General features: G+C 66.9%; 9 protein-coding genes. 1 reads left to right on the forward strand and 8 read right to left on the reverse strand.

The genetic code is table 11. The features are described 5' to 3' along the window. Nucleotides 1-15 precede the first annotated feature (15 nt). From dop to L5G28_RS10630, 4 genes are all read right to left on the reverse strand, one after another. A complete protein-coding gene (dop, locus tag L5G28_RS10615; RefSeq protein WP_237001518.1) occupies nucleotides 16-1,521 on the reverse strand; it encodes a depupylase/deamidase Dop in 1,506 nt (501 codons plus the stop codon). Between the two features lie 80 nt (nucleotides 1,522-1,601). After that, nucleotides 1,602-4,217, reverse strand: a complete 2,616-nt coding sequence (locus L5G28_RS10620) for an FHA domain-containing protein (RefSeq protein ID WP_237001519.1) — start codon at nucleotides 4,215-4,217, stop codon at nucleotides 1,602-1,604. Between the two features lie 59 nt (nucleotides 4,218-4,276). Further along, on the reverse strand, nucleotides 4,277-5,944 hold the full coding sequence (gene arc, locus L5G28_RS10625) for a proteasome ATPase (protein WP_237001520.1): 1,668 nt from the start codon (nucleotides 5,942-5,944) through the stop codon (nucleotides 4,277-4,279). 84 nt (nucleotides 5,945-6,028) lie between these two features. Beyond that, nucleotides 6,029-6,859, reverse strand: a complete 831-nt coding sequence (locus L5G28_RS10630; RefSeq protein WP_237001521.1) for a tRNA (adenine-N1)-methyltransferase — start codon at nucleotides 6,857-6,859, stop codon at nucleotides 6,029-6,031. A gap of 62 nt (nucleotides 6,860-6,921) precedes the next feature. Here L5G28_RS10630 and L5G28_RS10635 point away from each other — a divergent pair, with 62 nt between their 5' ends. After that, the gene (locus tag L5G28_RS10635; protein WP_237001522.1) at nucleotides 6,922-7,779 is read left to right on the forward strand and encodes a thioesterase family protein; all 858 of its coding nucleotides are present in this window, start codon (nucleotides 6,922-6,924) and stop codon (nucleotides 7,777-7,779) included. Nucleotides 7,780-7,838: 59 nt separating this feature from the next. On the opposite strand, the gene hisG is transcribed toward L5G28_RS10635, so the two are convergent. The 4 genes from hisG to metH all read right to left on the reverse strand — a co-directional run bounded on the left by hisG (nucleotide 7,839) and on the right by metH (nucleotide 13,445). Then, nucleotides 7,839-8,687 (reverse strand): ATP phosphoribosyltransferase, encoded by an 849-nt coding sequence (hisG, locus tag L5G28_RS10640; RefSeq protein ID WP_236997131.1) that lies wholly within the window; start codon nucleotides 8,685-8,687, stop codon nucleotides 7,839-7,841. Nucleotides 8,688-8,700: 13 nt separating this feature from the next. Beyond that, nucleotides 8,701-8,964: a phosphoribosyl-ATP diphosphatase gene (locus L5G28_RS10645; RefSeq protein WP_236997132.1), complete on the reverse strand. Its 264-nt coding sequence runs from the start codon at nucleotides 8,962-8,964 to the stop codon at nucleotides 8,701-8,703. Nucleotides 8,965-9,084: 120 nt separating this feature from the next. After that, nucleotides 9,085-9,768, reverse strand: coding sequence for an HAD family hydrolase (locus L5G28_RS10650; RefSeq protein WP_237001523.1), 684 nt, complete (start codon nucleotides 9,766-9,768; stop codon nucleotides 9,085-9,087). 65 nt (nucleotides 9,769-9,833) lie between these two features. After that, nucleotides 9,834-13,445: a methionine synthase gene (metH, locus tag L5G28_RS10655; RefSeq protein WP_237001524.1), complete on the reverse strand. Its 3,612-nt coding sequence runs from the start codon at nucleotides 13,443-13,445 to the stop codon at nucleotides 9,834-9,836. Nucleotides 13,446-13,487 lie beyond the last annotated feature (42 nt).

Raw genomic sequence — 13,487 nt, forward strand, 5'->3', positions numbered from 1 at the left:
GCGGCGAATCGCCGGTCAGGTCGCGGTCAGCTGATCGACGAGATCGACAGCCGACGTGGCGGTGTCGAGAAGTTCGCCGACGTGTGCGCGGGTGCCGCGGAGCGGTTCGGGCATCGGGATGCGGACGAGCGAGTCACTGCCGACGTCGAAGATCACCGAATCCCAGCTCGCGGCCGCGATGTCCGAGCCGAAGCGACGCACCGATTCGCCGCGGAAGTAGGCGCGCGTGGACTCCGGCGGCGCCGAGACCGCGGCCGTCACCTGTTCCTCGGTGACGAGTCGTTTCATCGAGCCCCGCGCGACGAGACGGTTGTAGAGCCCCTTGTCGAGACGGACGTCCGAGTACTGCAGGTCGATCAGCTGCAGACGCGACGCTCCCCAGCCGAGCCCCTCCCGGTTGCGGAAGCCGTCGAGCAGGCGCAGCTTGGCGGGCCAGTCCAGGATGTCCGCGCACTCCATCGGATCGCGTTCGAGCTTGTCGAGCACGTCGGCCCACGTCTGCAGGACGTGCGCGGCACGCTCGTCGTGTGCCGCGTGCGCGTCGCGGTGCGCCGAGACACGTGCGAAGTACTCGCGTTGGAGGGCGAGCGCGGTCATCTCCCGTCCGTCGGCGAGTGCGACCGTCGCCCGCAGGGTCGGATCGTGGCTGATGGCGTGCACGGCCTCGACCGGGCGCGCGAGTGCGAGGTCGGTGAGGTCCACCCCCGCTTCGATGAGGTCGAGGACGAGTGCCGTCGTGCCGACCTTGAGGTAGGTCGCGGTCTCGGCGAGGTTCGCGTCGCCGATGATCACGTGAAGCCTGCGGTACTTGTCGGGGTCGGCGTGCGGCTCGTCACGGGTGTTGATCAGGCCCCGCTTGAGCGTGGTCTCTAAACCGACCTCGACCTCGATGTAGTCGGCGCGCTGGGACAGCTGATAGCCGGCTTCCTCGCCGCGCTGGCCGATGCCGACACGACCGGACCCGCAGATCACCTGTCGGGACGCGAAGAACGGCATGAGGCCGACGATGATCGAGTCGAACGGAGTGTCCCGACGCATCAGGTAGTTCTCGTGCGTGCCGTACGACGCACCCTTGCCGTCGATGTTGTTCTTATACAGTTGCAGCCGCGGTGCGCCGGGGACGCTCGCGACGTACCGTGCGGCCTCCTCCATCACTCGCTCGCCTGCCTTGTCCCAGATCACCGCGTCCATCGGATCGGTCACCTCGGGCGCCGAATACTCCGGGTGCGCGTGGTCGACGTAGAGGCGGGCGCCGTTGGTGAGGATCATGTTCGCGGCGCCGATCTCGTCTGCGTCGATGATCGGCGCGGGACCTGAGTGGCGACCGAGGTCGAAGCCTCGCGCGTCGCGCATCGGCGACTCCTCCTCGAAGTCCCATCGGGTCCGCCGCTCGCGCCGCGGAACCGCGGCGGCGGCAGCGTAGGCGAGGACAGCCTGCGTCGACGTCATGATCGGGTTCGCGGCCGGGTCTCCGGGCGCCGAGATGCCGTATTCGACTTCGGTGCCGATGATGCGCTCCATGCGCCCAGCCTAACGGGACTCGCGAGCGCTCCGCGAACGACCGGCGCTCCCCGCGTCACCGGGTCGGACGACGCTCGGTCTCACCGTCTGCGCAGCCGCAGTCGCGAGTAGACGAGTGCGATCAGCAGCACCGCCATCAGCGCGAGCACACCGTAGGCGAGCGCCGTGTGCCCGGCCGTCGGCGTCCACCACGGGTACTCCACGGACTCTCCCGGCGTGGCTTTGACCTGGCTCGCCTCCGGATTGATCTGCGGAATGTCGACGGCTTGGGCTGCCGCCGTGTACCCCCAGTAGGCGGGGAAGACCCACCCGAGTTGTGCGGCGCCGGCCGCGCTGATCGGGAACAGGCCGCCGCAGAAGACGAGCTGGACCATCACCACGATGACGAGCGGCGGCATCGTTTGCTCATTGGATCGGACCAGCGACGAGATCGCGAGCCCGACCAGCGTGCTCACACACGCGAGGGCCGCCACCGCGACAAACAGGGCCGCGGCGGGCGGCAGCACCACGCCGCCGTATTCGGGGATGTCGCGCAGTCCGTACGTGATGCCGAGCATGATCGCACTCTGCACCGCCGTCACCAGGAAGAACACGACGACCTTGGCCGCCAGATATGCGCCCGGACGCAGCCCGACCGCCCGTTCGCGTTCGAAGATCGGGCGTTCGCCGACGAGGTCGCGGACGGTCAGGGCGGCGCCCATGAACGCGGCACCGATGACGAGAACCACGAGGAGCTGCACGGCTTCGACGGGATCGGTCGCGATCATCGCGCCCGGATCGCTCGCACTGATGCCGAACCCGGTGGATCCGGGGATCACCAGCGTGAGCAGGCCGAGCACGATCGGCAGCAGCAACAGAAAGATCAAGTATCCGCGATCGGCGAGGATCAAGCGCAGCTGGCGGCGGGCCACCGTCGAGGTCTGACGCCCGACGCTCGCCTGGTGCGCCTTCACCGGCGGCCCGACCGCCGGAGCGCGCGCAGGCGACGACGTGCGCGGATGCCGTTGCCGGTAGTTGTGCCACGCCAGGTCGGGCTGGTCCGCGGTGAACGCGAAGATCTCCGCCCAGTCGGTGGTGCCGAGTTCGGAGCCGACGTCCTGCGGTGAACCGCTGAACGCCGTCTTGCCGCCCGGCGCCAGCAGAAGCACCTGATCGCAGAGGTTGAGGTAGGTCAGCGAATGGGTCACCACCAGGACCACGCGGCCGGCGTCGGCGAGGCGACGCAGCGTCTGCATCACCTGACGGTCCAACGCCGGATCCAGACCGGACGTCGGCTCGTCGAGGATGAGCAGCGACGGCCCGGTCAACAGTTCCATGGCGACGGACGCGCGCTTGCGTTGGCCGCCGGAGAGCTTGTCGACGCGAGTGTCGACGTGTTCGGTCAACTGGAGTTCGGAAAGGACGCCGTCGATCACTCGGTCGCGGTCGGCCGTCGACAGGTCCGAGGGCAGACGCAGTTCGGCGGCGTAGCGCAGCGCCTGCCGCAACGTCAGCTTGCGGTGCAGCACGTCGTCCTGCGGGACCATGCCGATCCGGGTCCGCAGTGCCTCGTACTCGCTGTGCACTCCGCGGCCCTCGAACCGCACCACGCCGACCGTCGGATCGCCAAGGCCCGCAACGATCTTCGAGATCGTCGACTTGCCGGCACCGGACGGTCCGATGATCGCGGTGAGCGAACCGGGTCCGGCGTCGAACGAGATGTCGTTGAGCAGGGTCTTACCGTCGATCGTCAACGAGACGCCGTCCACCTGGACGCCGCCCGCGACGTCGGTCTGCGGTCGGCCACGGACGAGGGAACCACCGGACATGACGAAGTCGGAGTTGCCGATCGTCACGACGTCGTTGTCGGTCAACCGGTGCGCCATGACGCGCTGCCCGTTGACGAACGTCCCGTTGACGCTCCCGAGGTCTTCCAGGAGCAGGCCCTGCGGCGTTGAGGTCAGCTTCGCGTGGTGCCGCGACGCGAGGACATCGCTGACGATGATGTCGTTGTCCGGGGTGCGTCCGATCGACTGTGTGCCCGCCACCGCGATGGCCTCGCGCCCGCGCAGACTGTCGGGGACCTCGAAGATCGCGGACGCATTCTGGTGCAGCGCCGCAAGATGCGGTGCGTCGGGGAGATCCCCGAACCGTGGAGCCGCAGCGGAGGTGACCGCACGCGTGGTGCCCGGTCGGACCGGGTCTGGGTGTACCGGGCTCGGGTAGGCAGGCGGCGGCGTCGGCGGGCGCCGCTGCTGCTGTACCGGACCCTGCTGGGCCGGTGTGGGATGCGAGATCGGGCGTTGGGCTTGTGCACGAACCGGCTGCGACGGTGGCGCGGGCCGCTGAGTCGGCCGGCGCGCCCGACCGCTATCGCCGGGCGGCACGATCGTCGGCGGCGACGGCGCGAGCGGAGTCAACTCAAGGACGGGGCCGGTCTGGCCGTCGCCCAGATTGATTCGGGCTCCGCCTGCGACCGTGACGACCGTCTGGCGGACGCCGCCGACGAACATCCCGTTGGTGCTGCCCGCATCGATGACCTGCCAACCGTCGCCTGCGGACCACTCGATCGACAGATGCCGCCGCGATACGAGTGGGTGGTCGACCACGACGTCGTTGTCGGGGGTTCGGCCGAGCGAGGCGGGCGAGTCCCGAATCGTCTGCTGCGCGCCCTGACCGACGCGGACCCGCAGCGGACTGACTCCTTGAGTGTTCATCGCACAACACCATATCCGGTGAACGTCGGCTGAGACGTTCACCGGAATGACTTCGCAAACTACAGATACTGCCCGGTGTTCGATTCGGTGTCGATGGCGCGGCTGGCACCGCTCCCCTTACCGGTGACGAGCGTCCGAATGTAGACGATGCGCTCGCCCTTCTTACCCGAGATCCGAGCCCAGTCGTCCGGGTTGGTGGTGTTCGGCAGGTCTTCGTTCTCCGAGAACTCGTCGAGGATCGAGTCCATGAGGTGCCCGATCCGCAGGCCGCGCTGCCCACTCTCCAGGTGCGCCTTGATCGCGTACTTCTTCGCGCGGTCGACGATGTTCTGGATCATCGCGCCGGAGTTGAAGTCCTTGAAGTACATGATCTCTTTGTCGCCGTTGGCGTAGGTCACTTCGAGGAAGCGGTTGTCGTCGGTCTCCGAGTACATCCGCTCGACGACGCGCTGGATCATCGCGTCCACACAGGCCTGCGGCTGCCCACCGAACTCGGCGACGTCGTCCGGGTGCAACGGCAGATCGACGGTCAGGTACTTGGAGAAGATGTCGATCGCCGATTCGGCGTCGGGACGCTCGATCTTGATCTTCACGTCCAAGCGGCCCGGGCGGAGGATCGCGGGATCGATCATGTCCTCGCGGTTCGACGCGCCGATCACGATCACGTTCTCGAGGCCTTCGACACCGTCGATCTCGCTGAGCAGCTGCGGGACGACGGTCGTCTCGACGTCGGAGGAGACGCCCGAACCGCGGGTGCGGAAGATCGAGTCCATCTCGTCGAAGAACACGATCACCGGGGTTCCTTCGGACGCCTTCTCTCGGGCGCGCTGGAAAATCAACCGGATGTGGCGTTCGGTCTCGCCGACGAACTTGTTGAGGAGTTCGGGCCCCTTGATGTTCAAGAAGTACGATTTCGCCTCGGCCGAGTTGTCGCCGCGGTGTTCGGCGATCTGCCGCGCGAGCGAGTTCGCGACCGCTTTCGCAATGAGCGTCTTGCCGTTGCCGGGAGGACCGTACAGGAGCACGCCCTTCGGCGGACGCAACGAGTATTCGGCGAACAGGTCGCTGTGCAGGAACGGCAGTTCGACGGCGTCGCGGATCTGCTCGATCTGTCGGCGCAGACCACCGATGTCCGTGTAGTCCACGTCCGGCACCTCTTCGAGGACGAGGTCCTCCACTTCGGCCTTCGGGATGCGCTCGAGCGCATAACCGGCCTTGCCGTCGACGAGGAGCGAATCGCCGGGCCGCAGCTTCCGGTCGGACTCGCCTCCCCCGTCGAGGTGGACGAGCGTGTCGGCGAGCTGCACCACCCGCTCCTCGTCGGTGTGCCCGACGACGAGCGCACGGCGACCGCCGTCGAGGACCTCACGGAGAGTGGAGATCTCACCGACCTCGTCATAGCCGAGTGCTTCGACGACGGTCAGCGCTTCGTTCAATCGAACCGACTGGCCGCGGTTCAACGCCGCGACGTCGATGTTCGGCGACACCGTCAATCGCATCTTGCGTCCGGAGGTGAACACGTCGACGTTGTCGTCGGAGGCGACACCGAGGAGGACGCCGTAGCCGCTCGGCGGCTGACCGAGATTGTCGACCTCTTCGCGCAGTGTGACGAGTTGTTGGCGTGCTTCCCTGAGCGTGTCGAGAAGCTTCGCGTTGCGCTCGGTCAGCTTGTCGATCTGCTCCTGCGGAGTTTGTCCCTGCGCACCAGACTCCGTCGTCGGGGTCATCGGTCCTCCTTCGTCCCTGTACAACCTGTGATGTCGTACAGCTTGTGACGCTGTACAAACTGTGACGCTGTACCTGCTTCTACGCTACCCGCGTGTCGGACGGCGTTTCACCCGGAGGGTTTCCGTGCCGTCGGCCAGTCGGCGTGCCGTGATGAGGAACGCGGTGTGACCCTGCATGCGGTGCTCGGGGCGAACAGCGAGACCGACGGCGCTCCACTCGCGGACCAGCGACTCCCAGGCGCGCGGTTCGGTCCAGCACTGCAGGTCCCGCAGGCCTTCCATCACTTTCGACAGCTGCGTGACGGTGGCGACGTAGACGGTGAGGACACCGCCGGGCTTGAGCGTCTTCGACACGAGTTCGAGCTGTTCCCACGGCGCGAGCATGTCGAGGATGATGCGGTCGTACTGGTCGGCCGGATCATGGTTGGCGAGGTCGTCGACCACCAGTCGCCAGTTGTCCGGCCGCTTGCCGAGGAAGGTCTCGACGTTGCGGACCGCATGCTCGGCGTGATCGTCGCGCACCTCGTACGACAGGACCGCCCCTTCGGTCCCGACCGCGCGCAGCAGCGACAGCGTCAACGATCCCGATCCGGCGCCTGCTTCGAGGACGCGAGCGCCGGGGAAGATGTCTCCCTCGGAGACGATCTGCGCGGTGTCCTTCGGGTAGATCACCTGGGCGCCGCGCGGCATCGACAGAATGTAGTCGGTGAGCAGCGGACGGAGCGCGAGATACTCGGTTCCGTTGACCGTTGTGACGATCGACCCCTCATTAGCGCCGAGCAGGTCGTTGTGTTCGATACCGCCCTTGTGGGTGTGGAACTGCTTGTCCGGTTCGAGGACGACAGTGAACTTGCGCCCCTTGGAATCGGTGAGTTGCACGCGGTCGCCCTCGGCGAATGGGCCGGTCGTCGGCATCGGTGTGGGTGTCCTTCGGGTCGAGGGCGAGCTGAGGCTCCCCCAAGCATAGAGTGGCGCTCATGTCTGAGCATGCACCGGCAGCCCCCAGCTACTACCGTCCGATCGCCGCGCCCGACGGCGCCGATCCCGGGTACGAGTACTTCGTCCCGACGGCGGCAACGGTGAGCGTCTGGTCGTCGGACATCCAGCACGGCGGTCCGCCCGCCGGTCTGATGATGCGTGCATTGATCCGCGCCGCAGGCGACGACGGGAAGGCGTTCACGCGGGTCACCACGGAGATTCTCGGCGCGATTGGCCTCGGCGTGAACCGAGTCCGCGCATCGGTGGTGCGACCGGGCAAGCGCATCGCTCAGGTGGCCGCCGATCTCGAGGTGCAGGCGCCGTCCGGCGAGTTCCGGGTCGTGGCACGCACCGTCGCGTGGCGGATCATGACCGGCGACTCGTCGCCCGTCGAGCATTCGCCGGTGCCACCGCTGCCCGCCGGACCGGACGAGCTCCCGCAGATCGTGGGTTTCCCCGACGATGGTGAGATGGCTGTCCCGTGGGGCAGGATCGGCTTCATCGGGACCACCGTCATCGCACGCCAGGCCGGTCGGAACGGGCAGACCCCTGCCGTCTGGATTCGCCCTGCGATCGGGTTGATCGAAGACGAGGAGATGTCACCGCTCGAATCGATGTTCACGGTGCTCGACGTCGCGAACGGCGTCGGCACACAGGTCGATCCGACCCAGTGGTCGTGGATGAACATGGACACGACCGTGCATCTCGTCGCACAGCCGACGAGCCCCTGGTTGGGCTTAGACGCGGACCTCGCGATCGGGGCCGCCGGCTACGGCGCAAGCTTCGCCGACCTGTACGACGTCTCCGGCTTCCTCGGCCGGTCCGCCCAGACCGATATGATCGCCCCCGCCGGCTGAGCGGACGCTGGCCGGAGAGGCCCGTGCGCGTCGCGTCACAAGGGCGTGCGCGCGACGCGTCAGAAGCGGCAGCTGCGGATGTCGGAGGCGAGGATGGCGCGGACGCCGAGCTCAGACAGGTCGTCCATCAGCGACTGATGCGTCTTGCGCGGGACCATCGCTCGGACGGCGAGCCAATCCGGGTCGAGCATCGGGGACACCGTCGGAGACTCGATGCCCGGAGTCTTGGCGACGGCGGCGTCCAGGAGGGTCTTCGGGCAGTCGTAGTCGATCATCACGTACTGCTGACCGAAGACGACGCCCTGCACGCGTGCGATGAACTGTTTCGCAGCCTTCGACGGCTCAGGCGATTCGGGATTGCGGATCAAGACCGCTTCGGAGTCGCACAGCGAGTCGCCGAAAGCCGTGAGATCGTGCAGTCGCAGAGTCCGCCCGGAGCCGACGACGTCGGCGATCGCATCGGCGACCCCCAACTGGATGGAGATCTCGACGGCGCCGTCGAGGCGGATGATCTCCGCTTCGATCCGTCGTTCGGCGAGGTCGCGGCGCACGAGATTCGGGTATGACGTCGCGATCCGCTTGCCGGCGAGATCTTCGACCCCCCACCCCTGGTCGGCAGGCGCGGCGTACCGAAAGGACGACGACCCGAAGCCGAGCGCCACCTCTTCGAGTACCTCGGCGCCGGAGTCGGCGGCCAGGTCACGCCCGGTGATTCCGAGATCGAGGGTCCCCGCCCCGACGTAGATCGCGACGTCTTTGGGACGCAGGAAGTAGAACTCGACGTCGTTGTTGACGTCGATGACGGACAGGTCCTTCGGATCGGCCCGCTTCCGGTAGCCGGCTTCGGAGAGGATCCCGGCAGCGGCTTCAGACAATGCGCCCTTGTTCGGGACTGCGACACGCAACATGAGTCAGACGTTCCTAGAGGTAGCGGTAGATGTCGGCCGGGTTCAGGCCTCGTTTGATCATCATGACCTGGAGCCAGTAGACGAGCTGCGAGATCTCTTCCGAGAGCGCGTCGTCGGACTCGTGTTCGGCGGCCAACCACACTTCGCCCGCTTCTTCGATGATCTTCTTGCCGAGCGTATGGACGCCGTGGTCGAGCGCGGCCACCGTGCCGCTGCCTTCGGGGCGGGTCTCGGCCTTGTCGGCCAGCTCAGCGAAGAGTTCGTCGAAGGTTTTCACGTGACCTATTTTCGCACGACGCGCACGACGTCGGATGACCGGCCCGTTGATCCGGTGAGAGCGCCGCGACCAGCTTCCGCCCCGCCGGTTGAGTGATGTGCGGGGAGCCAGCGACGGTGCTCAAACGTGGGGGTGCGCGAGGGCGGCCGCCAGGTCGTCGAGGTTGAGACCGACGAGCGAGTCCCGGTAGGTGTACGTGGCGCGCGGCTGCACCTCGATCGCCGACGGCACGATGATCGCGCGCACGCCCGCGGCGAACGTCGCGGCCGCACCCGCGGGCGAGTCCTCGACCGCCAGGCAGCGGGCGATCGGGAAACCGACGAGTTCGGCGGCACGACGGTAGATGTGCGGAGCGGGTTTGCCAGCCTCGACCTCGTCGCCGCACACCGTCGTGACGAACCGTTCGGCGCCGATCGTCGACAACAGCACGTCGGTCACCTCCCGCATCGTGTTCGTCACGAGAACCATCGGGATGTCGGCTCCGGCAACCAACTCGAGCGCGTCGACCGCGCCCGGCCGCCACGGCGGGCCGCCGTCGAACAACTCGAGGACACGCTGAACCATCCAGTCTTCGTCGGCGTCGAAGTCACGACCGGCCTCGGGGACGAGGGCCGCGTCGTACACCTTCGTCATCGCGTCGACCGAACTGTTTCCCATCGTCGAATCCCGCAGCGCGTCGGTCATCTCGATGTCGAGCCGGTTCGCGAACTCGACGAGAACCTTCTCCCACAACGGTTCGGTGTCGAGCAGCGTCCCGTCCATATCCCAGAACAGGGCGTCGGGAAGGCGTGCGTCATCGGTCACTGGTGTCCTCCTGGAAGGGTCGGGCGCGAAGTGGTCCGACCCCCACCCTCGGCACGCCGACCGATCTACGTGTTGAAGTACTTCGCCTCCGGGTGGTGCAAAACGAACGCGTCCGTCGACTGCTCGGGATGCAACTGCAGTTCCTCGGACAGTTCGACGCCGATTCGGCCCGGCTCCAACAGGTCGATCATCTTCGCGCGGTCCGCCAAGTTCGGGCACGCCCCGTATCCGAATGAGTAGCGGGCGCCCCGGTACTCGAGGTCGAAGAAGCCCTGCGGCAGGTCCGGGTCCTCGTCGGCCATCACGCCACCGGTGAACGACAGTTCGCTGCGCACACGCTGATGCCAATACTCGGCGAGTGCCTCGGTCAACTGCACACCGATGCCGTGAACCTCCAGGTAGTCGCGGTACGAGTCCGCCGCGAACAGTTCGTTGGCGAAGTCGGCGATCGGCGTGCCCATCGTCACCAACTGGAAGGGCAGCACGTCTACCTTCCCGTCGGCGAGCGCCTGCTCACGGGACCGGATGAAGTCGGCGATGCACAGGAACTTCGAACGCTGCTGGCGCGGGAACTCGAAACTGTGCCGGACCGGCGACGACGGATCCGGCGATTCGAGCACGTGGACGGTGTCGCCCTCACTCACCGCAGGGAAGTAGCCGTAGACGACGGCGGCGTGCTGCAGGATGCCCGCCGTCGAGAGCCGGTCGATCCATTCGCGCAGCCGCGGCCGACCCTCGGTCTCGACGAGATCCTCGTAGCCCGGCCCGTCGTCGCCGCGCGTGCCACGAAGGCCCCACTGGCCGAGGAACAGAGCACGCTCGTCGAGCATCGCCGAGTAGTCGGCGACCGGGATGCCCTTGACGATCCGAGTGCCCCAGAACGGCGGCGTCGGAACCTCGTTGTCGGCGGCGACGTCCGACCGCGCGGGAACCTCGACGGGGACCTCGGCGGCCTTGCGCTTCTCGGCGATCCGCTTGGAACGTTCGCGTCGCTCCTTGCGTTCGGCGACCTTCGCGGCCGCCGCTTTGGCCTCCGGGCTGTCCGGGTCCGGCCCGTCACCGCGTTTGATCGCCATGATCTCGTCCATGAGGGTCAGTCCCTCGAACGCGTCGCGGGCGTACCGGACGTCACCCTCGTAGATGTCGGCGAGGTCGCCCTCGACGTACGTTCGGGTCAGCGCGGCGCCGCCGAGGAGGACGGGAAGTTCACTCTTGCCGCGCGAGTTCATCTCCTCCAAGTTCTCCTTCATCACGACCGTCGACTTCACGAGCAGCCCCGACATGCCGACGACATCGGCCCGATGCTCCTCGGCCGCGGACAGAATCGTCGCGATCGGCTGCTTGATGCCGATGTTGACGACGTCGTACCCGTTGTTGCTCAAAATGATGTCGACGAGGTTCTTTCCGATGTCGTGGACATCGCCCTTCACGGTCGCCAGGACGATGCGCCCCTTGCCGTCGTCGTCGGAGGCCTCCATGAACTGTTCGAGATGCGCGACGGCGGCCTTCATCACCTCCGCGGACTGCAAGACGAACGGCAGCTGCATCTGGCCCGAGCCGAACAGCTCGCCCACAGTCTTCATGCCGGCGAGCAGGTGGTCGTTGATGATGCTCAATGGCGGAACCGTCGACCGTGCCTCGTCGAGGTCTTCGATGAGACCGTTGCGTTCACCGTCGACGATGCGTTGCGCGAGCCGCTCGAACAGCGGCATCCGGGCGAGTTCAGCGGCACGCGATTCGCGCGCCGACGCCGCCGAGACGCCCTCGAACAACTGCATGAGCTTCTGCAGCGGGTCATAGCCTGCATCGTCCGGTCCGTCCGCGCCCTGCTCGCGTCGCCGGTTGTACACCAGGTCGAGAGCGGTCTCTCGTTGCTCGTCGGGGATGCGAGCCATCGGCAGGATCTTCGACGCGTGGACGATCGCCGTATCCAGGCCCGCGGCGACGCACTCGTGCAGGAACACCGAGTTCAGCACCTGGCGGGCCGCCGGATTGAGCCCGAACGAGATGTTCGAGATGCCGAGCGTGAAGTGAACCTCGGGGTGGGACTCCTTGATCCGGCGGATCGCTTCGATCGTCTCGATGCCGTCGCGACGGACCTCTTCCTGCCCGGTCGAGATCGGGAAGGTGAGGGCGTCGATGATGATGTCCTCGTCGGCCAGCCCCCAGTTCTCGGTGAGGTCGGTGATCAACCGCTCAGCTATCGCGACCTTGTGGTCGGCGGTGCGCGCCTGCCCCTCCTCGTCGATGGTGAGGGCGACGACCGCCGCTCCGTGTTCGACGACGTGCGCCATGATCCGAGCGAAACGGGAGTCGGGGCCGTCTCCGTCCTCGTAATTCACCGAGTTGACCGCGCACCGGCCGCCGAGATGTTCGAGGCCGGCCTTGATCACGTCCGGCTCGGTCGAGTCGATCATGATCGGCAGCGTCGACGCCGTCGCGAAACGACTCGCCAGCTCCGTCATGTCGAGCGCACCGTCGCGGCCCACGTAGTCGATGTTGAGGTCGAGCATGTGGGCGCCGTCGCGCGTCTGCGCCTTCGCGATGTCCAGACACTTCTGGTAGTCGCCCGCGAGCATCGCCTCACGGAACGCCTTGGACCCGTTCGAGTTGGTGCGTTCGGCGACGACGAGGAAGCTGGCGTCCTGATCGAACGGGACCGCCGTGTAGAGCGACGACGTCTCCGACACGTGGTCGGGAGTGCGCTCGCGTGCCTGCAGGACGCTTACCGCGTCGGCGACCCGACGAATGTGCTCGGGCGTGGTGCCGCAGCAGCCGCCGACGAACTGGAGACCGTAGTCGGTGACGAACGACGAGAGCGCGTCGGCCAGTTCGGGCGCCGTGAGCGGGTATTCGGCTCCGTTCTTGCCGAGCACCGGGAGGCCTGCGTTCGGCATCACCGAGATCGGCACCCGCGAATGCTTGGAGAGGTAGCGCAGGTGCTCGCTCATCTCCGCGGGGCCGGTCGCGCAGTTCAGCCCGATGACGTCAACGCCGAGCGGCTCGATCGCGGCCAACGCCGCGCCGATCTCCGACCCGACGAGCATCGTGCCAGTGGTTTCGACTGTGATGTGGGCGATGATCGGCAGATGCCGACCGAACTCGTCCATCGCCCGGCGGGCCGCGACGACGGCCGCCTTCAACTGCAGCAGATCCTGGCAGGTCTCGATGAGGATCGCGTCGGCTCCACCGTCGAGCATGCCGAGCACGCACTCCTGGTAGGCGTCACGGATCGCGGCGAACGTCGTGTGACCCAGGCTCGGCAGTTTGGTGCCGGGGCCGATGGAACCGAGAACGAACCGGTCGGTGCCGTCCGCGGACGGGCCCATCTCGTCGGCCACCCCGCGTGCGATGGCCGTGCCCTTGTAGGCGAGTTCACGGATCCGGTCCGCGATGTCGTAGTCGCCGAGGTTCGACAGGTTGCAGCCGAAGGTGTTCGTCTCGACAGCGTCGGCACCCGCTTCGAAGTAACGTCGGTGGATGCCGGCGAGCACGTCCGGACGGGTCTCGTTGAGAATCTCGTTGCAGCCTTCGAGGCCGAGGAAGTCCGTGTCGACGTCGAGATCTGCGTTCTGCAGCATCGTTCCCATGGCTCCGTCGCCGATCAGTACGCGGCTCGACATCGCCTGCAGGAATGTCGAGTCGTAGTTGTCTGGTCGAGTCGAGGAGTATGGCATGCCCCCTAGGGTAGTTCGCCCCAGTTCGTACTCCCCCGTAGG

The sequence above is a fragment of the Gordonia liuliyuniae genome (genome assembly GCF_021739025.1).
GTDB classification, from domain to species: domain Bacteria; phylum Actinomycetota; class Actinomycetes; order Mycobacteriales; family Mycobacteriaceae; genus Gordonia; species Gordonia liuliyuniae.